We start from the raw sequence: 20116 nt of genomic DNA, 5'->3' as shown, positions 1-20116 counted from the left end.
CCGATGTCCCAAGTCTTCTCCGAAGAGACCCACCGCAACCTGCTCGCCCGCATCCCCCAGTGCACCGGTCGTGAAGTCGCCGACTGGCTGCGCACCGTCGAAGAGGGCCCGGCGCTCTGCTTCGAGGAGAAGCTCAGCTGGCTCCGCCACGAGCACAACCTCGCTTACGGCCACGCCAAGGCGATCATCCACGAGTACGACCTGAGGAGGGCCGCCCGCAAGCTGCTCTAGGGCGTGTTTCGAAAGTGGCAGGCGGGACTTTCGAAACACGCCCTGGGCGGCGCGGGAACGACGAAGGGCCCCGGCCGGAGCCGGGGCCCTTCCGCGCGTACACGGACGTCGGCGGACGTCAGTCGCTCTGGTTGAGGATCGCGATGAGCCGCAGGAACTCCATGTAGATCCACACCAGCGTCAGCGTGAGGCCGAAGGCCGCGAGCCAGGCCTCCTCGCGCGGCGCGCCGTAGGTCACGCCGTCCTCGACCTGCTTGAAGTCCAGGGCGAGGAAGCAGGCGCCGAGGATGACGCCGACGATGCCGAAGAAGATGCCGAGGCCGCCGCTGCGGAAGCCGAGGCCGTCACCACCGCCGAACGCGGCGAACAGCAGGTTCACCGCCATCAGCAGCACGAAGCCGAGCGCGGCCGCCATCACGAAGCCGTAGAAGCGGCGGTTGACGCGGATCCAGCGGGCCTTGTACGCGACCAGCACGGCGGCGAAGACCGCCATCGTGCCGAGCACGGCCTGCATGGCCGCACCGCTCGCGATGCGGTTGTCGACGACGCTGGAGACCACGCCGAGGAAGACGCCCTCGAACGCCGCGTAGGTCAGGATCAGCGCGGGTGAGGCCTTGCGCTTGAAGGACTGGACGAAGCCCAGCACCATCGCGATCAGCGCGGCGCCGATCCCGATGCCGTACGACCGGGAGATGTGGGCGTCGTCGACCGGCAGCAGCGTCCAGGCGAGCGCGGCCGTGACCACGAGCACGCCGAGCGTGGAGGCGGTGCGCACGACGACGTCGTCCATCGTCATCCGGCCGGTGGCGGCCGGGGCCTGCGGCGGCGCGCCGTACTGAAGGTCCTGCTGGGCGTAAGGGTTCTGCGCGTAGGGGTTGCCGCTCGGCTGGGCGTAAGGACCGCCCTGCGCGTACGGACCGCCCTGCGTGCCGACTGCGGGGCCCCCGGCCTGCGGCGCGGTGTTGAAGCCCGCGTAGCCGTTGTCGCGGCTGAACCCCCGTCGCGAGAAGACCGGGTTTCTGCTCCTCATCTCACTCCTCCATGGCCGCACGTCGCGGCCTTGGCTCAAGAGTAATGGAACGGCAAAGGATCGACCCTACTACCTGGGAAGGATCTTTCCCCCGCCTTGCTGCGGAACACGCTACGCGGCCAGGTGATTCCCGGCACGTGACGGCGGCGTTCATGACCGACCCGGTACACGTCCGGAACCGGCCGGAGACCCCCGGCGCCCCGAAGGGCCCGTTCGGCCGATCGGGAACCCGGTGTAGGCCTCGGCCAGGTCGGCGCCGGCGGCCCGCGAGGAGGCGATCCGGTCCAGGCGGGCGAGCTGGAGTCGCCCCTCGAAAGGGGTGGCGTCCGGGGCCGGGTGGAGCATCGTCGTCATGTCGTAGCTGAACCGCTCGGCCTGCCAGACCCGGCGCAGACAGTCGGCGGAGTAGGAGTCCAGCAGCTGGTCGGAGCCGGTCTCCTGGCGGTGCGTCAGCGCCCGCGCGAAGGTGACGACGTCGCCGACGGCGAGGTTCAGGCCTTTGGCGCCGGTCGGCGGCACGATGTGGGCGGCGTCGCCGGCGAGGAAGAGGCGGCCGTGGCGCATCGGCTCGTGGACGTAGGAGCGCATCGGGGTGACCGACTTCTGGGTGATCGGGCCGCGCGCCAGTTCCCAGTCGTCGTCCGTCTCCAGCCGCCGTTCCAGCTCGTCCCAGATCTCCTCGTCCGTCCAGCTCTCGGCGTCGGCGCCGGCGGGGACCTGGAGGTAGAGACGGGAGGTGGACGGGGAGCGCATGGAGAGCAGGGCGAAGCCTCGGTCGTGGCGGGTGTAGACCAGTTCGTCGTGCGAGGGCGGCACGTCGGCGAGGACGCCGAGCCAGGCGAAGGGGTACGTCCGCTCGAACACCTGGGAGAGGCCGACCGGGACCGCCTTGCGGGCCACGCCCCAGAAGCCGTCGCACCCGACGACGTAGTCGCACGTGAGGACGTCCTCGCGCCCTTCGTGCCGGAACCGCACCGACGGGCGGTCGCCCTCCGCGCCCTCGACGGCCAGCGCCTCCGCCTCGAAAAGCAGCGGCCCGCCGTCCTCGAGCTGGAGGGCGATGAGGTCCTTGCAGACCTCGGTCTGGGCGTAGACCATCACGGACCGGCCGCCGGTCAGGCCGGGGAAGTCGACGCGGTGGCGCCGCCCGGCGAACCGCAGTTCGATGCCGTCGTGACGCAGCCCCTCGCGGTCCATCCGCTCCCCGGCCCCGGCCGCGCGCAGCACGTCCACGGTGCCCTGCTCCAGGATCCCGGCGCGCTGGCGCCGCTCGACGTAGGCGCGGTCGCGGCTCTCCAGGACGACCGAGTCGATCCCGGCGTCGTGGAGCAGCCGGGCCAGGAGCAGGCCGGCCGGGCCGGCTCCGATGATGCCGACGGTGGTGCGCATCGGTCGTTCCCTTCGGGTGGGCGTCTTCGCCGCGGGGCCACCACGGGCGTTCGCGGTCGCGTCGGCGGCTGCGTTCGCGTAGTGAACTTTCCTTCACTGAATTGCCCTGAGTCTCCGCCCGGACCCGCCCGATGTCAATGGATCCCGCGCCGGCCCGCACTCCGCCGCGGAAGGAGCCTGAACGCTCCGGAGGGCCGGGCGCCGCGGGGGAACCCGGCGCGCACAGGGGGGTGAACGGCACGCCCGGAAGGGAAGCGACGCGCACGGGGCGGGTGAAACGGCACGCCCCGGAGCGCAGCGGCGCGCACGGGGGACGAACGGCACGCCCCGAGGGGAGGTGATGCGCGAGAAGTGGCGCGTCCGGAAGGAAAAGGGAAACGGCGCCGGCCCGGGGTCTTCACAGGCCGGACACCGCTTGGGTGGGAGTGCCCGGAACCGGACTCGAACCGGTACGCCCGCGAGGGGCAGCGAGGTTTAAGCTCGCCGTGTCTGCATTCCACCATCCGGGCCAGGCCGTGGGCTCCGCGCCGAGGTCCGAGCCTATCGGGGTACACCACCCGGGCCGTGTGCGGGTGTCCTCATGTTGTCTTGTTTTATTGACGCTTGAGGGAGCATCAGGGCCGAGAAACCGCCTTCGGCACATGCCCACAGCCTTACGTGCGGCAGTCGGCCGCGTACACGGAATGACGGAATTTCACCGCCCGGGCAGCGAGGCTCCACCCTTTCTCGACGTTCCTCTCCCCAAGGACGGCCTCCGGCGCGTCTCAGGGGCGGCCCTCATACCTGGGTATGACAGGGGTGCTCACCGTCCGACCCGAGTCGCCCTCCGGAACCAGGACTGCGGCTGACGCCACGGGCCTGTTCGGCCGCGACGATGGAACCCGTCCCCGAGAACATCGTCGTCCCGTCAGGAGCACCCACCCGTGACCACCTCCTCCATCGCCGGCCGGACCACCGCCGTGGCCGCGCGCGCCACGGATCTGTCGAAGATCTACGGACAGGGCGAGACCCAGGTGGTCGCTCTCGACCGGGTCTCCGTCGACTTCGCGCAGGCCGAGTTCACCGCGATCATGGGGCCCTCCGGCTCCGGCAAGTCCACCCTGATGCACTGCGTCGCGGGGCTGGACACCTTCTCCTCCGGTTCGGTGCGCATCGGCGACACCGAGCTCGGCTCCCTGAAGGACAAGCAGCTCACCAAGTTGCGCCGGGACAAGATCGGGTTCATCTTCCAGGCGTTCAACCTGCTGCCGACGCTGACGGCGCTGGAGAACATCACCCTGCCCATGGACATCGCCGGCCGCAAGGCCGACAAGCAGTGGCTGGACTCCGTGATCGAGATGGTCGGCCTGTCCGGGCGGCTGGGACACCGGCCCTCGCAGCTCTCCGGCGGCCAGCAGCAGCGCGTCGCGGTCGCCCGGGCGCTCGCCTCCAAGCCGGAGATCATCTTCGGTGACGAACCCACCGGCAACCTGGACTCGCGTTCGGGCGCCGAGGTGCTCGGCTTCCTGCGCAACTCGGTGCGGCAGCTGGGCCAGACCGTGGTGATGGTGACCCACGACCCGGTGGCGGCGGCGTACGCGGACCGGGTGGTGTTCCTCGCCGACGGCCGGATCGTGGACGAGGTGTACGGGCCGACGGCGGACGCGGTCCTGGACCGCATGAAGCAGTTCGACGTCAAGGGGCGCACCAGCTGACGAGCGGCGCCCCGGGCCGCCCGCCCGGCGGTCCCTCCCTGTCGGCATCCGTCGTCCCCAGCCCCCGCACACCTCACCTGGACTGAGACAACCCATGTTCCGCACCGCCTTGCGCAACGTACTCGCGCACAAGGCCCGGCTCCTGATGACCGTGCTCGCCGTGATGCTCGGCGTGGCCTTCGTGTCGGGGACCCTGGTCTTCACCAACACCATCTCCGACGCGTTCCAGAAGAGCTCCGCCAAGGGCTTCGACCATGTCGACGTGGCCGTCGAGGCCAAGCACCAGAAGAGCGAGGGCGACCGGGTCGGCAGGACGCCCGAGCTGACGCAGGCGCTGCTGAAGCGCAGCGCCGGCGTGCCGGGCGCGGAGTCCGCCACCGGTGTCGTCCGCGGCTTCACCGCCATCGCCGGCAAGGACGGCAAGCTGATCGGCAACGGCTTCCAGTCCGAGGGCGGCAACTACTGGGGCACGAAGGACCCCCGCTACCCGCTGGCCTCCGGCACCGCTCCGCACGGCGCGAACCAGGTCCTCATCGACTCCGAGACCGCCCGCCGGGCCGGTTACGAGGTCGGCGACACCGTGCGCATCTCCGTCGACGGCCCCGTCCTGACCCCCACGATCAGCGGCGTCTTCACCACCGACGACGGCAACGTCGCCGCCGGCGGCAGCCTCGCCCTGTTCGACACGGCCACCGCCCAGAAGCTGTTCGGCAAGCCGGGCACGTACGACGAGATCGACGTCGCGGCGAAGGCCGGCACCAGCCAGACGGCGCTGAAGGCGCAGCTGGACCGGGCGCTGCCCAAGGGGCGCACCGAGACCACCACCGGCCGCGAGCTCGCCGACGACCAGGCGGAGATGATCTCCTCGTCGATGAGCAGCATGAAGCAGGGCCTGCTGGTCTTCGCCGGGATCGCGCTGTTCGTCGGCACGTTCATCATCGCCAACACCTTCACCATGCTGGTCGCCCAGCGCACCAAGGAACTGGCGCTGCTGCGCGCGGTCGGCGCCTCCCGCCGCCAGGTCACCCGGTCGGTGCTGATCGAGGCGTTCGTTGTGGGCGTGGTGGCCGCGGTGACCGGTCTGCTGGCCGGCATCGGCATCGGCGCCGGGCTGCGGTCCCTGCTGGGGACGCTGGGCGCCACCGTCCCGGACGGTCCGCTGGTGATCACGCCCGGCACGGTCGTCGCCGCCCTCGCCGTCGGCGTCCTGGTGACCATGCTGGCCGCGTGGCTGCCGGGCCGGCGCGCCGCGAAGATCCCGCCGGTGGCCGCGATGAGCAGCGTGCACGCGCGGGCCACCACCAAGTCGCTGGTGCTGCGCAACACGCTGGGCGCGCTGTTCGCCGGGGCGGGCGTCGCGGTGGTCCTCGCGGCCACCACGATGGACGCCGACTCCGCGCAGGCCCCGATGGGTCTCGGCGCCGTGCTGCTGATCATCGGCGTGTTCGTCCTGACGCCGCTGCTGTCCCGGCCGCTGATCGCCGCCGCCGCTCCGCTGATGCGGGTGTTCGGGGTCTCCGGCAGGCTGGCCCGGCAGAACTCGGTGCGCAACCCGCGCCGTACGGCGGCCACCGCGTCCGCGCTGATGATCGGGCTGACCCTGATCACCGGCATGACGGTGATGGCGGGCAGCCTGCAGCACGCGATCGACAAGATGGCCGCCGCCTCGATCCGCGCCGACTACGTGGTGTCGATGGCCAACGGCAACGGCCTGTCCCCGGACGTCGAGAAGAAGCTGAAGGCCACCGACGGCGTCACCGCCACCAGCCCGCTGCTCGACGCGCCCTCCCGCATCGACGGCGAGACCGAGTACCTGACCGGCGTCGACGGCGCCGCGATCGGCGAGCTGACGGACCTGGAGGTGCGGGACGGCTCCTTCGCGATCGGCGGCAGCAGGATCGTGGTCGACGACAGGACCGCGAAGGACCACCACTGGACCGCCGGGTCCGCCTTCACCGTCTCCTACGAGGACGGCAAGAAGCAGAAGCTCACGGTCGCCGGGGTCTACGAGGGCAACGAGATGATCCGCGGCATCATGCTCGACAAGGCCGTCCTCGCCCCCCACCTGAGCGACGTGACCGACATGCAGGTCCTGGTCAAGACCGCCGACGGCGCGTCCGACGCCACCAAGGACAGGCTGGTCGAGGCGCTCGGCTCCAACCCGGCCGTCCAGGTCCAGGACAAGAAGGACATCTCCAACGGCATCGCGCAGATGTTCACCCTGATGCTGAACATGCTCTACGGCCTGCTCGCCATGGCGGTGATCGTCGCGGTCCTCGGCGTCATCAACACCCTGGCCATGTCGGTGTTCGAACGCTCCCAGGAGATCGGCATGCTCCGCGCGATCGGCCTGGACCGCCGGGGCATCAAGCGGATGGTCCGCCTGGAGTCCCTGGTGATCGCCCTGTTCGGCGGCGTCCTCGGCATCGGTCTGGGCGTCTTCTTCGGCTGGGCCGCCGGCGAGCTGCTGGGCACCAAGCTGGCGACGTACGAACTGGTCCTGCCCTGGGGGCGGATGGCCCTGTTCCTGCTGCTGGCGGCGGCGGTCGGCGTGCTGGCGGCGCTGTGGCCGGCCCGGCGCGCGGCCCGTCTGAACATGCTGCAGGCGATCAAGTCCGAGTGACGACCCCTCACCCGCGCGAAGGGGCCCGTTCCGGTGCGGAACGGGCCCCTTCTCCGTCTCCCCGGGTGCGTCAGGCCTCCGGCGCGCCCCAGGTGCGGGCGCGCAGCGGCATGCCCGAGGCGCCGGAGTCGGGGGTCTTCACGGCGAGCACCTGGTTGACGCCGATGCGGTTGCGTTCGAAGGCGAGCGCGGAGGCCGCCATGTACAGCCGCCACACGCGGGCGCGTCCGGGGCTGGTGAGCCGTACCGCGCGGTCCCAGTCGGCCTCCAGGTTGGCGACCCAGCGGCGCAGGGTGTGGGCGTAGTGCTCGCGGATCGACTCCACGTCGCGCACCTCGAAGCCGGCGCGCTCCAGCTGGGTGACGGTGGTGCCGACGGGGGCGAGCTCGCCGTCCGGGAAGACGTAGGCGTCGATGAACTCGTCGACCTCGTACGTCGACTCGTCGCGCTGCGGGCGGCGGCCGATCTGGTGGTTCAGCAGCCGTCCGCCGGGCTTCAGCAGGGCGTGCAGGTCGCTCGCGTACTCCAGGTAGCGGGCGGCGCCGACGTGTTCGGCCATGCCGATGGAGGAGATCGCGTCGTACGGCCCGTCGGCGACGTCGCGGTAGTCCTGGACGCGGATCTCCACGCGGTCGGTCAGGCCCTCGTCGGCGACGCGCTTCCTGGCGTAGGCCGCCTGTTCCTGGGAGAGGGTGACGCCGACGACGCTCACGCCGTGCTCGCGGGCCGCGTGGACGGCCATGGAGCCCCAGCCGCAGCCGACGTCCAGCAGGCGCTGACCGGGCTTCAGGTCGAGCTTGCGGCTGATGAGTTCGAGCTTGTCGTGCTGTGCCTGTTCGAGGGTGGCGTCCGGTTCGGGGGCCGGCCAGTAGGCGCAGGAGTACACCATGGACGGGCCGAGGACGATCTCGTAGAAGTCGTTGCCGACGTCGTAATGGTGGCTGATGGCGCGTCTGTCGGTGCGCCGGGTGTGGAGGTGGCCGGGCCGGCGGACCTCCTCGGGGGGCGGGGCGGGCGGCAGCGGCAGCCCGGCCAGCTTGACGAGGTCGCGTACGGCGGCCCGCGCCGCGGGCTCGCGCAGGAGGGCGCCGAGGCCTCGGGCGTCCTCGCCGCGCTCCCAGACCAGTCCGGCCATCAGGCCGAGGGCGGTGTAGAGGTCGCCCTCGACGGTCAGGTCGCCGGCCACCCAGGCGCGGGCCAGGCCGAGTTCGCCGGGCTTGAACAGCAGTCTGCGCAGGGCGCGGCGGTTGCGTACGACGAGCGTCGGCGCCCCCGGCGGCCCCGCCTCGGACCCGTCCCAGGCACGCACGCGCACCGGTAGCGGGCTTCCCAGAAGCTGTTCGAGCGGTCTCGTGAGCCGCGACGCGGCATCGGGCATGGTGTACACACCTCCGTGACGACGAACGCCGGAATGTCATCCACCACGTAAACACCCGGAAGCCCTCGGCACAGTCCCGCAAGCGGGTTACGACTGGGCAAAACAGATGCATGAGCCACCCATCTCCCGTCCGCGCGCGGGCGGAACGCCGAAGGACCTCCCGCACCACGGATGGCGGGAGGTCCTTCGGGTGGATCAGCGACCGGCGGAGGTCAGGAGGCCTTGGCCTTCTCCTCGGTCTTGCTCGCGGCGGCGACCGGCGCCGGCTTGGCGGCCTCGTAGAACTCCTCGCGGGGGTTCTCCATGGCGCCCAGGGACACGACCTCGCGCTTGAGGAACATGCCGAGGGTCCAGTCGGCGAAGATGCGGATCTTCCGGTTCCAGGTCGGCATGGCCAGACCGTGGTAGCCGCGGTGCATGTACCAGGCGAGACGTCCCTTGAGCTTGATCTTCATCTTGCCCATGACGATCATCGCGACGCCCTTGTGCAGGCCGAGGCCCGCGACCGCGCCCTTGTTGGCGTGGCTGTACTCCTTCTGCGGGAAGCCCCGCATGCCGGAGACCACGTTGTCGCCGAGGACCTTGGCCTGGCGCAGCGCGTGCTGGGCGTTCGGCGGGCACCAGGCGTTCTCGTTGCCCGCCTTGCGGCCGACGAGGTCGGGCACCTGGGCGTTGTCGCCGGCGGCCCAGATGTAGTCCGTGCCCTGCACCTGGAGGGTGGGCGCGCAGTCGACGTGGCCGCGCGGGCCGAGGGGCAGACCGAAGCGGGACAGCACCGGGTTGGGCTTGACGCCCGCCGTCCACACGATGGTGTTGGAGTCGACCTCCAGGCCGTTCTTCAGCACCACGTGGCCGTCGACGCAGGAGTCCATGGAGGTGGAGAGGTAGATCTCCACACCGCGGCCCTCGAGGTGCTCCTTGCCGTACTGGCCGAGCTTGGGGCCGACCTCGGGGAGGATCTTGTCGGCGGCGTCGACGAGGATGAAGCGCATGTCCTCGCGGGACACGTTGGTGTAGTACTTGGCCGCGTCCCGGGCCATGTCCTCGACCTCACCGATGGTCTCCGCGCCGGCGAAACCGCCGCCGATGAAGACGAAGGTGAGCGCCTTGCGGCGGATCTCCTCGTCGGTGGTGGAGTCGGCCTTGTCCAGCTGCTCCAGGACGTGGTTGCGCAGGCCGATGGACTCCTCGATGCCCTTCATGCCGATGCCCTGCTCGGCGAGGCCGGGGATCGGGAAGGTGCGGGAGACCGCGCCCATCGCGATGACCAGGTAGTCGAAGGGCAGCTCGTACGCCTCGCCCACCAGCGGGGCGATCGTGGCTACCTTGCGGTCCTGGTCGATGGTGGTGACCCGGCCGGTGAGGACCTCCGCCTTGGGGAGCACGCGTCGCAGCGGGACGACGACGTGCCGCGGGGAGATGCTGCCGGCGGCGGCTTCGGGGAGGAAGGGCTGGTAGGTCATGTACGACCGGGGGTCGACGACCGTGACGGTCGCCTCGCCGTAGCGCATCTTCTTGAGGATGCGCCGAGCTGCGTACAGGCCTACGTACCCACCGCCTACTACGAGGATCCTGGGACGCTCCGTGGTGCTCATGGCATCGAGTATCCACCTGTCCGAGGGGGGCATCTCGTGCGCCCCTTCACAAGCTTCTGGAGGGGCTGTGCTAAACTGCGCGGCCCTTGTGACGGAGGGAACGACGACGGAGGGGGACCGTCGTCCGCTTACGACCGTTGTCAAGGCCGTGTGAGCTGCCGCTCCGAGTCCGCGGGGCCTTCCGGGGAGGGCCCGTTCGGCCCTTGCGAGACCCGGCTCCGACGCTCACCCGAGCGCCGTCCGGACCCTGACGAGCCCCCGAAAAGCCCCATTCGCGCCTCCGGACGGCCCCGCCCGGGGCAATTCCTTGTGAAGAACTTCACGAACTTTCCCGACGGGGCGCCGGACGGCGGACCGAAGGGCGCCCGCGGCCCGCTCATGCGTCGTCACCGCTGCTCAAGGGAGGTTACCGACCAGTAGCACCGGCCGGGTAGCGCGACCGCCCGAAAGAGACCGACGTCACCGGCGCCGAAGCGCCGACGGCCGGCCGTCGGCGCCCCGCGCGGCACGGTCCCGCCACCCCGGCTCCCTCACAGACGGCGGCCCCGGCCCGTGTCGCCCCGGTCGTCCCGGACGTCCCTCCCGCGGCCCGTCTCGTCCGTCTCGTCGAAGCCGATGGCCTCGCCCTTGATGCGCTCCTTGCGGACCCGGCCGCGCACCTTCTCCTGGGAGACGTGTTCCTCGGTGGTCAGCCGGACCCGCTCGACGGGCACGGCCTCCGTCTCCACCACCGGGCGTTCCTCGTGCAGGATCACCTCGTGCTCGGCCTCGCCGATCTCCGGTCCGGACAGGGCGGCGTCACGGTTGGCGTCCGTGATCGGCTCGCGCTCGACCCGCACCTCCTCGTGGCGCAGCGGCACCGTCTGCTCCACCTCTTCGGTGACCACGTACTTGCGCAGCCGGGCGCGCCCCACCTCACGGCTCTCGACGCTGACGTGCATCCGCTCCTCCGAGCGCGTCATGGCGTCGTCGCGGCCCATGCCCGTGCGCGACCGGTCTCCGGTCCCCTCCCCCGCCCATTCACCGGTGCGCCCGCCGGCTCGCTCACCGGCCCGCTCGTCGATGCGTCCGCCGGCCCGCTCGTCGATCCGCCCGCCGGCTCGCTCACCGGCCCGCTCGTCGATGCGTCCGCCGGCCCGCTCATCGGTGCGCCCGGCCGCGCGCGCACGGGCCGCCGCGTCCGCCGAGATGCCCGCCGCGCCTGCCGAGGCGCCCGTCGCGGCCCCGGCCGCCGCGCCTCCGGCCCCTGTGCGCCCGGTCGTCGCCGCCGTGCCGGTCGTACGGGCGCCGGTGGTGCCGGCCGTCCCGCCGGTGCCGGTTCCCGTCCGGCCGCCGTGGCCCGTGCCCTCGCTCCAGTCCAGACCGTAGTAGTCGTACAGCCGGTGTTCCTCGGTCTCCGACAGGTGGCCGCCCGCGTCCACGTCGATGTGCGGAGCGCCCTTGACCTTGTCCTTGCGGTACGGCACCTGGATGTGGTCCTGGACCAGAGAGGCCTCCCGGGTGGGCACGAACGTCTCGTGCGTGCCGAACAGCCCCGTCTTGACGGTCACGAACTCCGGCAGCCCGGTCACGTCGTCCAGGTAGACGTGCTTGGCGTCACCGATCTTGTTGCCGTCACCGTCATGGACCGGATGGTCCAGCACGGTCGCGATCTGTTCTCTGGTGATCATGTTTCGTCACCCTCCTTCAGGAGTCTCGACTCCCGGGTGCACCGGGGCCAAAGGGGCGAAACAACCGCAAAGGGGAAAAAGACCACTGGAGCGACCGTGCCGGACGGCTCAGTCGGTCACGCCGACGACCACGCGATGCCGTCGAGGATCGCTCACGAACGCGACCCTCCGGACCGGACATGTGTACACGCGAGTGCGTACACTGACCTCATGACTGAGAACACCGTGACCGTACGGGAAGCCCGGGCGCACCTCGCCGACCACATCAACCGGGCCGAGGAAGGCGTTCCGACCGTCATCACGCGCAACGGCGCTCCGGTGGCCGCCGTAGTCCCGATCGCGGACTTCGAAGCTCTGGAGGAAGCGGCCGACGTCATGCTGGCTCGCGAAGCCGAAGCGGTCCTGGCCGAGGGCGGTCCCACAGTGACGATGGCGGAACTGCTGGCAGACCTGTTCACCGAACAGGACGGCGAGGCGGCGTGAAGTACGCCTTCCGGTTCACCGCGGCGGCGCAACGGCAGCTCCGGGCCATCAGCCGGCCCGACGCCATGCGCGTCCTGACCGCGCTGACCGCGCTCGGTGACGACCCGTACCGCCAGGACGCCGACGTCAAGAAGCTCACCGGCCCGTCCGGGCTCTACCGGCTCCGGGTCGGAAGCTACCGGGTCGCCTACCAGATCAACGACGGTGAACTCGTCGTTCTCGTCGTCAAGGTGGGCGACCGGCGGGACGTATACCGCGACCTGTAGGCGGTCAGGCCAAAGACCACGCGATGCCGTCGAGGATGTCGTGCTCGCTGACCACGACCTCCTCCGCGCCGACGCGCTCCATGATCGCCAGCAGGACCAGGGCGCCCGCCCCGATGACGTCCACCCGTCCGGGGTGCAGGGACGGGATCGCCGCGCGCTCGGCGTGCGTGGAGTGCAGCAGCCGCGTGGTGATCTCGCGGACCTGGTCGCGGGAGACCCGGGAGTGGTGGATGCGCCGCGAGTCGTACTCCGGCAGGTCCTGCGCGATCGCGGACACCGTCGTCACCGACCCGGCCAGGCCCACCAACGTGTGCGCCTCACGCAGCGGCACCGTCTCCTCGGCCAGGTCGAGAGCGGCCTCGACGTCCGCCCTTATCGCGGCGATCCGCTCCTCGGCGGGCGGGTCGCTCACCACCCCGTCCACGACCAGGTGACGCTCGGTCATCCGGACGCAGCCCACGTCCACCGAACGCGCCCGGCGCACGCGGTCCTCACCGACGACGAACTCCGTGGAGCCGCCGCCGATGTCGACCACCAGGTACGGCCCCGTGAGGTCCGAGCGTCCCGTCAGCTCCTTGGTCGCACCCGTGAACGAGAACTCCGCCTCCTGGTCGCCGGTGATCACCTCCGGCTCGACGCCGAGGATGTCCACGACACCGCGCACGAACTCGTCCCGGTTCTCCGCGTCCCGGGATGCGGAGGTGGCCACGAAACGCAGCCGTTCGACGCCGTGTTCCTCGATGAGCGCCGCGTAGTCGCGGCAGGCCGCGAAGGTCCGCTCCAGCGCCTCGGGGGCGAGCCGGCCCGTGCGGTCGACGCCCTGGCCCAGCCGCACGATCGTCATGCGCCGGTCCAGGTCGACGAGTTCGCCCGTCTCGGGATTCGCGTCCGCGATCAGCAGACGGATGGAGTTCGTTCCGCAGTCGATGGCGGCGACCCTGGTCACTTGCCGTCCTCCGTCGTCCCCGTCGGACCTTCCCCGCCCGCGGGCGTCCCGGGAACCGTCACGCACGGACCCTTGCGCCACCACTCGGGCAGCATCGCGATCGCCTCGTCGCCCAGCGGGTTCACGCCCGGCCCGGCGGCCAGCGAGTGGGCGACCAGGACGTGCAGGCACTTGACCCGGTCCGGCATGCCGCCCGCGCTCGGGAAGCCCGTCAGCTCCTCGATCTCGTCCCGGCGCCGGATGTAGTCCTCGTGCGCGGCCCGGTACGCCGCCGCGAGCTCCGGATCGGCCGCCAGCCGCTCCGTCATCTCCTTCATCACGCCGTCGGCCTCCAGCGTGCCGATCGCCGAGTTCGCGCGCGGGCACGTCAGGTAGTACAGCGTCGGGAAGGGCGTGCCGTCGGGCAGCCGCGGGGCCGTCTCCACGACGTCCGGCTGCCCGCAGGGGCAGCGGTGCGCGATCGCGCGCAGCCCGCGCGGCGGCCGCCCGAGCTGCTGCCTGAAGGCCTCGACGTCCGCTTCGGTGGGTTCGGTGCGCTCGGTGGGCGGCGGAGGGGTTTCCATGCCTGTCTTTCTCATCCGTTCACTGGCCGGCGTCGGCCTTGTCGACGCCGTACCAGACATTGGTGTACCAGGGGCGGCGGGCCGTCCCCTGTTCGGCGCGCGACTGCTTGACCGGACCCGGGTCGACCACCGTGTAGCCGGTCTCCCCGGGCAGCACGTAGTGCAGCCGCTGCCTGATCTGCTGCTCGGCGTACGCGTCGTCCTGCCAGCGCGCCTTGAGGTCGCGCAGTTGCTCGACCCGCTGCTGCGCCTGCTGCTTCTGCCGCTTCAGGTCGGCGATGCCCTCGCGCTGGGAGACGTACTGCCGCATCGGGTACGCCAGGGCGACCACCATCGAGCAGACCACCAGCGCCAGCAGCGCGGCGCGCCCGGTGAGCCGGGAGCGGCGCGCCTGACGCCGGGTCTGGGAGCGGTAGACGCGGGCCGCTGTCTGCTCGCCGAGCAGCCTGAGCCTGGTCGCGGTGGAGAACCGGTCCCGGTCCCGCACGGCCATCGTCCCCGCCTCCCGTTCGTGTCCGTCCACAGGCGCGTACCGCCGCGGCAGTCCGTGCCTGGTGCAGCAGTACGCCCCCGGACACGGTACGGGACCGGGTACGGGGACGTACGTACGACTGGCTGAACCGTGACTCCCCACGGCCCAGCGGCGGGCGGCTCAGACCTTGGAGATCCCGGCGCCGCCCCGGAAGCGCGGGAACGCGCTGCGGCCGGCGTACACCGCGGCGTCGTCGAGGATCTCCTCGATGCGCAGCAGCTGGTTGTACTTGGCGACGCGCTCGGAGCGGGCCGGGGCGCCGGTCTTGATCTGGCCGCAGTTGGTGGCGACGGCCAGGTCGGCGATGGTGACGTCCTCGGTCTCGCCGGAGCGGTGGGACATCATGCACTTGAAGCCGTTGCGCTGGGCCAGCTCGACGGCGTCCAGGGTCTCGGTGAGCGAGCCGATCTGGTTCACCTTCACCAGCAGGGCGTTGGCGGTGCCCTCCTCGATGCCGCGGGCCAGACGCTCGGGGTTGGTGACGAACAGGTCGTCACCGACGAGCTGAACCTTCTCGCCGAGCTTGTCGGTGATGATCTTCCAGCCGGCCCAGTCGTCCTCGAACAGCGGGTCCTCGATGGAGACCAGCGGGTAGGCCGCCACCAGCTCCTCGTAGTACTCCGTCATCTCGGCGGCGGAGCGCTCCTTGCCCTCGAAGAGGTACTTGCCGTCCTTGTAGAACTCGGAGGCGGCGACGTCGAGCGCGAGGGCGATCTGCTCGCCCGGGGTGTAGCCGGCTTCCTTGACGGCCTCGAGGATGAGGTCGAGGGCCTCGCGGTTGGAGCCGAGGTTCGGGGCGAAGCCGCCCTCGTCGCCGAGGCCGGTGGACAGGCCCTTGGTCTTCAGGACCTTCTTCAGGGTGTGGTAGACCTCGGCGCCCCAGCGCAGGGCCTCGGAGAAGGACTCCGCGCCGATCGGGGCGATCATGAACTCCTGGATGTCCACGTTGGAGTCGGCGTGCGAGCCGCCGTTCAGGATGTTCATCATCGGCACCGGGAGCAGGTGCGCGTTGGGGCCGCCCAGGTAGCGGAAGAGCGGCAGGTCGCTGGCCTCGGAGGCGGCGTGCGCGACGGCGAGCGAGACGCCGAGGATGGCGTTGGCGCCCAGCGAGCCCTTGTTGTCGGTGGCGTCCAGGTCGAACATGGCCTGGTCGATGAGGCGCTGCTCGGTGGCGTCGTAGCCGACCAGCTCCGGGCCGATCTGCTCGATCACGGCGAGGACGGCCTTCTCGACGCCCTTGCCCTGGTAGCGGTTCGGGTCACCGTCGCGCAGTTCGATGGCCTCGAAGGCGCCGGTGGAGGCGCCGGACGGAACGGCGGCACGACCCGTGCTGCCGTCGTCGAGGCCGACCTCGACCTCGACCGTGGGGTTGCCTCGGGAGTCCAGGATTTCCCGGGCTACGACGACGTCGATGGACGGCACGAGCATCTCCTTCTTGGATGTGACGCTTGAAGTGCGGGGCGTGTGAGCCTTGCGACTAGAGCCTAACCGTCCCGGGGCGCCGACCGGCCGACCGACCGTCCCGTGGACAGGGTGACGGTACACATTGTTCCCGCTCGGAACAAAGGGGCCGGTGACGGGACCGCGAACGGCGGGCGAAGAAAGGCCCCTCGGGGACGGGGAGCGAAGGCGGAGCGGAAAAAGCCCCGCCCCGGCGCGTACGGGGGGAACGCGCCGGGGCGGGGAGCCCGTGGGGACGGGGGAAAGGCCCTACGTGAGTGCCATGGTGGCGCTCACGCCTGAGCGGGGCCTGTGGCCGGGCTGCCGGTGAGCTGTCACTTCAGGTGCAGCTGCTGGCCCGGGTAGATGAGGTCGGCGTCGTCGACGATGTCCTTGTTCAGCTGGAACAGCTTCTCCCAGCCACCCTGGACGTGGTGCGCGGCGGCGATGGTGCTGAGGGTGTCGCCGGTGACCACCTTGTACTCGCCGTCGCCCTTCTCGACCTTCTTGCCGGTCGGGGTGGTGACGGTCTTCTTCGGGGCCGGACGCGTCGCCGAGCGGTTGGCGCTCTGCTGCTCGGTGGAGCGGTTGACGGTGCCGCTCTTGGAGCTGCTGCTCGACGAGGACGACGAGGAGGAGGACGAGGACGACGACGAGGAGGAGCTCGTGCCGCCGGTGTACGCGGCGCCGGACAGGCCCTTGCCGCAGACCGGCCAGGCGCCCTTGCCCTGGCCCGCGAGGACCTTCTCGGCGACGGCGATCTGCTGCGACTTGCCCGCCAGGTCGGCGCGCGAGGCGTAGGCGGTGCCGCCGTACGCGGCCCAGGTGGAGTTGGTGAACTGCAGGCCGCCGTAGAAGCCGTTGCCGGTGTTGATCGACCAGTTGCCGCCGGACTCGCACTGGGCGACCGCGTCCCACTCGGAGGCGGTGGCGGCGGAGGCGTTGCCCGCGGCCATCAGCGGGGCGGCCACGGCGGCGCCGGTGACACCGGCGAGCGCGATGGCGCGGGTGGCCTTGGAGGGACGACGGTGCTTGCCCTTGCTGGAAAACAGCATGGATGGATCCCCTCACCGACGCCTGCGAGGTGAGCTGTCGGGTTCGGGCCGGTTGAGTTGCCCGGCCGTGCCCTCGATGAGGCACGGCTTCACCCCCAGCCGCTCCGGTCTGCTGCCCGGCGCGGCGACTTACCTTGGGTCCCCCGCTCCTGCCTGCGGCGCATGACGCGACGACTGTTCCCGTACGGCCGCTGGCAGGATTCGGCGTTGCGGCAGCCGGGGCTCGCGGTGACGAGCGGTCATGACCGTAGACACGCGATCGAGCGAATTTCAAAGACGATCAGGGCTTCTGAGACTCATCCCACACTTTCACCGAAAGGGACATTCAGTGCGAAGTGTGACGCGAACTCGCCCTACTTCTGGGCGTTTTCGGTAGGGACATCCAGGCTCTGACCGGCGACGATGCGGTCCGGGTCGGAGCCGATCGCGCTCTTGTTGGCGGCGTACAGCGCGTGCCATCCGCCGTCCACGTCAAGGGAGTCGGCGATGGAGGCCAGGGAGTCGCCGGAACGGACGACGTAGGAGCCGCCGACCGTGTCGGTCGTGACGCCGTCGGCCCGGGAGGCGTGCTTGCCGCCCGCGACGGTCGCGGGGACGCCGGCGGGGTCCTCGGCGGCGCTGCCGCCGCGGTGCCGGCCGCCGCCCAGCGCCCCGGTGTCGACGAGGGCCGAAGAGCCGACGGCCTGACGGGAGTTGTCCGCGTAGCCCGAGTCGCCGTAGCCGCCGGCATCCGTCGAGGGCGACGCGCCCGGAGCGCCGGCGCCGGGGGATGTGTCGGACTTGGCCGAGTCGTCCTTCTTGGTGGACGAAGAGGGGGAATCCGAGTGCTTCGTGGTGGATTCGTCCGACGAGCCCGCCGCGTGCTTCGCGTCGGAGGGCGTGCCGGACGCGCCGTCCTGGTCGGCCGAAGAACCGGACGAACCGGTCGACTTGCCCGAACCCTGTGACGAGTCGGACGGGCCGGGGTCACCGGCGTCGGCCGAACGGGAGGTTCCGGTCGAACTGGACGAACCCGTCGAACCGGTCGACTTGCCGGCGTCCGTCCCGCCGCTCTCCGGGGCGGTGGAGGAGTCCTGCGAGCCGCCCACGCCCGTGTCGACGTCCGCGGCGCCGGAGTCCTTGGTGAGCCCGGCGAGCAGCGCGCAGGTGGGCCAGACGCCCGGGCCCCGGTCGGCGAGGATCTTCTCGGCCACGGCTATCTGCTGGGACCGGCTGGCCTGGTCGGCGCTGGCGGCGTACGAGAGGCCCCCGTACTTCTCCCAGTCGTCCTGGGTCAGCAGCAGGCCGCCGTAGTAGCCGTTGCCGTTGTCGGCGCTCCAGGAGCCGCCGGTCTCGCACTGCGCCACCTTGTCCCACGTGGTGCCGTCGGCCGCACTGGCGCCCGAGGCGGCGACGAGCGGGATGGCGATGGCGGAGCCGGTGACCCCGGCGGCGACGAGGAGGGCCGGAGCCTGGCGGGGGCGACGGTGACGACCGTTCCCGGAGAGCATGCGGAGACCTTTCGCGCGACGACGGTGACCGCGCGGCGACCGGTAGCCGCCCGCCGCGCTGATGCGTGAAGGTAGCCGCTACCGATCACTTGTCACAAGTTAATGCCACACAGATCACGTGAAGATCACATAGTTGAGCGTGTGTCAGCTTTGCGTTCGTCACGGAGTCGTGGAAGGACCCGTGCCGGCCCCGGCCGGCTCCGCGTCACCGGCCGGGGCCGGGGTGAAACGCACGGGAAGGGTCCGCAGTCCGCGCATGATGAGTCCGCCGCGCCAGCGCAGCTCCGCCGGGTCGGCGTCGAGGCCGAGGTCCGGGAGCCGGGTGAGGAGGGTGGCCAGCGCGGTCTGGCCCTCCAGACGGGCGAGCGGGGCGCCGAGGCAGTAGTGGATGCCGTGGCCGTAGCCCAGATGCTGGTTGTCCCGGCGGGCGAGGTCGAGGGTGTCCGGATCGGCGAACCGCTCCGGGTCCCGGTCGGCGGCGGCGAGCACCACGAGCACCGGGTCGCCGACGGCGATGTCCTGCCCGCCGAGGGTGAGCGGCCGGGTGGCGAACCGCCAGGTGGCCATCTCCACCGGGCCGTCGTAGCGCAGCAGTTCCTCCACCCCGGTCTCCAGCAGGCCGCGCTCCCCGGCGGCGAGGGACCGCTGCAGCCGGTCGCGCTGGCCGGGGTGGGTGAGCAGCGCGTGGACGCCGTTGCCGATGAGGTTGACGGTGGTCTCGAAGCCGGCGAACAGGAGGATGAACGCCATGGCGGCGACCTCGTTCTCGGTGAGGTGCTCGCCGTGGTCGGAGGCGCGGATGAGGGCGGAGATCAGGTCCTCGCCGGGGGTGGGCTCGGCGGGGAGCGCCAGCCGCTTCCGGTGGATGAGGTCGGCGAGATAGCCGCGCATCTTCTTGACCGAGCGGGCCACTCCGCCCCGGGGGCCCTTGCCGTGGCGGATCATCATGCCCGCCCAGTCGCGGAAGTCGTCCTGGTCCTCGCGGGGGACGCCGAGCAGGTCGCAGATGGCGTAGATGGGCAGCGGGAAGGCGAACTCGTGGATGAGGTCGGCGCCGCCGCGTTCGGCGAAGCGGTCGATGAGGACGTCGGTCAGCTGCTGGACGCGGGGGGCGAACTCGGCGACGCGGCGGGGGGTGAAGGCCTTGCTGACCAGGCGGCGCAGACGGGTGTGGTCCGGCGGGTCGATGTTGAGCAGATGGGTCATCAGCTCGGCCTTGCGCTCGCCGGGGATGCCGGTCTTGCCCTTGGCGTGGGCCGGTTCGTCGTGGTGGGCGGGGTTCTTGGAGAGGCGGGGGTCGGCGAGGGCCGCTTTCGCGTCGGTGTGGCGGGTGACCAGCCAGGCGTCCACTCCGCTGGGGAGGCGGGTGCGGTGTACGGGAGCGTGTTCGCGGAGCCAGGCGTAGGCGGGGTAGGGGTTGGTCGCGAAGTCCCAGGTGAAGAGGGCGGGTGCCTCTTGGGCTGCGGGTGGGGTCGGGGGTGCCGGTGCCGGTGGGGTGGCGGGTGCGGGGCCCGGTGGGGTGGCGGGTGCGGGTGGGGTGGTGGGTGGCTGGTCCTGCATGGGGGTGACCCTAGTCGTGGGGGTGCGGGGGGAAGGGGCGCCAAGGGGGCGCCTGGGGGGAGGTCGTCCCCGCCTCCCCTTCCCGTCCCGGACCTGGGGGGTGTCCCCCAGACCCCCTGGGGGGCGTCGTTCTCCGCGGGAGGGTGGGGGCTGGGCGCGCAGTCCGCGCCC

General features: G+C 71.2%; 17 protein-coding genes, 1 tRNA gene and 1 riboswitch. Of the genes, 5 read left to right on the top strand and 13 right to left on the bottom strand.

The genetic code is table 11. The features are described 5' to 3' along the window. Positions 1-3 precede the first annotated feature (3 nt). Positions 4-231: a DUF4287 domain-containing protein gene (locus ACH5A8_RS18275; RefSeq protein WP_392267267.1), complete on the top strand. Its 228-nt coding sequence runs from the start codon at positions 4-6 to the stop codon at positions 229-231. 118 nt (positions 232-349) lie between these two features. Here the strand turns inward: ACH5A8_RS18275 and ACH5A8_RS18270 are convergent, their stop codons facing one another. From ACH5A8_RS18270 to ACH5A8_RS18260, 3 genes are all read right to left on the bottom strand, one after another. Then, positions 350-1261, bottom strand: a complete 912-nt coding sequence (locus ACH5A8_RS18270) for a Bax inhibitor-1/YccA family protein (RefSeq protein ID WP_399003077.1) — start codon at positions 1259-1261, stop codon at positions 350-352. A gap of 150 nt (positions 1262-1411) precedes the next feature. Further along, positions 1412-2650: a 4-hydroxybenzoate 3-monooxygenase gene (locus ACH5A8_RS18265; RefSeq protein WP_399003075.1), complete on the bottom strand. Its 1239-nt coding sequence runs from the start codon at positions 2648-2650 to the stop codon at positions 1412-1414. Positions 2651-3076: 426 nt separating this feature from the next. Further along, a tRNA-Leu gene (locus tag ACH5A8_RS18260) sits at positions 3077-3159 on the bottom strand. A gap of 414 nt (positions 3160-3573) precedes the next feature. Here ACH5A8_RS18260 and ACH5A8_RS18255 point away from each other — a divergent pair. After that, positions 3574-4344, top strand: a complete 771-nt coding sequence (locus tag ACH5A8_RS18255; RefSeq protein WP_399003073.1) for an ABC transporter ATP-binding protein — start codon at positions 3574-3576, stop codon at positions 4342-4344. A gap of 94 nt (positions 4345-4438) precedes the next feature. Continuing rightward, on the top strand, positions 4439-6967 hold the full coding sequence (locus ACH5A8_RS18250) for an ABC transporter permease (protein WP_399003071.1): 2529 nt from the start codon (positions 4439-4441) through the stop codon (positions 6965-6967). Positions 6968-7037: 70 nt separating this feature from the next. Here the strand turns inward: ACH5A8_RS18250 and ACH5A8_RS18245 are convergent, their stop codons facing one another. The 3 genes from ACH5A8_RS18245 to ACH5A8_RS18235 all read right to left on the bottom strand — a co-directional run bounded on the left by ACH5A8_RS18245 (position 7038) and on the right by ACH5A8_RS18235 (position 11610). Further along, positions 7038-8345, bottom strand: coding sequence for a class I SAM-dependent methyltransferase (locus ACH5A8_RS18245; protein ID WP_399003069.1), 1308 nt, complete (start codon positions 8343-8345; stop codon positions 7038-7040). A gap of 212 nt (positions 8346-8557) precedes the next feature. Continuing rightward, positions 8558-9940, bottom strand: coding sequence for an NAD(P)/FAD-dependent oxidoreductase (locus ACH5A8_RS18240; protein WP_399003067.1), 1383 nt, complete (start codon positions 9938-9940; stop codon positions 8558-8560). A gap of 530 nt (positions 9941-10470) precedes the next feature. Beyond that, entirely contained in the window at positions 10471-11610 is a 1140-nt protein-coding gene (locus ACH5A8_RS18235; RefSeq protein ID WP_399003065.1) for a DUF2382 domain-containing protein, read from the bottom strand. Positions 11611-11820: 210 nt separating this feature from the next. Between ACH5A8_RS18235 and ACH5A8_RS18230 the strand changes: the two genes are divergently transcribed. Further along, complete coding sequence (locus ACH5A8_RS18230) at positions 11821-12093, top strand: type II toxin-antitoxin system Phd/YefM family antitoxin (protein ID WP_137302729.1); 273 nt, start codon at positions 11821-11823, stop codon at positions 12091-12093. After that, a complete protein-coding gene (locus ACH5A8_RS18225) occupies positions 12090-12359 on the top strand; it encodes a type II toxin-antitoxin system RelE/ParE family toxin (protein WP_399003063.1) in 270 nt (89 codons plus the stop codon). The genes ACH5A8_RS18230 and ACH5A8_RS18225 overlap by 4 nt, the downstream gene beginning before the upstream one ends. A gap of 4 nt (positions 12360-12363) precedes the next feature. Here the strand turns inward: ACH5A8_RS18225 and ACH5A8_RS18220 are convergent, their stop codons facing one another. From ACH5A8_RS18220 to ACH5A8_RS18190, 7 genes are all read right to left on the bottom strand, one after another. Next, positions 12364-13305 carry an exopolyphosphatase gene (locus tag ACH5A8_RS18220; RefSeq protein ID WP_399003061.1) on the bottom strand — a complete coding sequence of 314 codons (942 nt, stop codon included), beginning with the start codon at positions 13303-13305 and terminating at the stop codon, positions 12364-12366. Next, on the bottom strand, positions 13302-13868 hold the full coding sequence (locus tag ACH5A8_RS18215; RefSeq protein ID WP_399003059.1) for a DUF501 domain-containing protein: 567 nt from the start codon (positions 13866-13868) through the stop codon (positions 13302-13304). Before ACH5A8_RS18215 ends, ACH5A8_RS18220 begins: the two co-directional genes overlap by 4 nt. 19 nt (positions 13869-13887) lie before the next feature. Continuing rightward, entirely contained in the window at positions 13888-14361 is a 474-nt protein-coding gene (locus tag ACH5A8_RS18210; RefSeq protein ID WP_399003198.1) for a septum formation initiator family protein, read from the bottom strand. A 159-nt stretch (positions 14362-14520) separates the two neighbouring features. Further along, the gene (gene eno / locus ACH5A8_RS18205; RefSeq protein WP_399003057.1) at positions 14521-15828 is read right to left on the bottom strand and encodes a phosphopyruvate hydratase; all 1308 of its coding nucleotides are present in this window, start codon (positions 15826-15828) and stop codon (positions 14521-14523) included. Positions 15829-16175: 347 nt separating this feature from the next. Beyond that, positions 16176-16895 (bottom strand): transglycosylase family protein, encoded by a 720-nt coding sequence (locus ACH5A8_RS18200; RefSeq protein ID WP_399003055.1) that lies wholly within the window; start codon positions 16893-16895, stop codon positions 16176-16178. 4 nt (positions 16896-16899) lie between these two features. Beyond that, positions 16900-17066, bottom strand: a riboswitch (cyclic di-AMP (ydaO/yuaA leader). Between the two features lie 182 nt (positions 17067-17248). Further along, on the bottom strand, positions 17249-18385 hold the full coding sequence (locus tag ACH5A8_RS18195) for a transglycosylase family protein (RefSeq protein ID WP_399003053.1): 1137 nt from the start codon (positions 18383-18385) through the stop codon (positions 17249-17251). A gap of 159 nt (positions 18386-18544) precedes the next feature. Beyond that, complete coding sequence (locus ACH5A8_RS18190; protein ID WP_399003051.1) at positions 18545-19945, bottom strand: cytochrome P450; 1401 nt, start codon at positions 19943-19945, stop codon at positions 18545-18547. Positions 19946-20116: the final 171 nt, after the last annotated feature.

The sequence above is a fragment of the Streptomyces sp. NPDC018610 genome (assembly GCF_044391765.1).
GTDB lineage: Bacteria > Actinomycetota > Actinomycetes > Streptomycetales > Streptomycetaceae > Streptomyces.
This window is presented reverse-complemented; position numbering and strand designations above follow the sequence as displayed.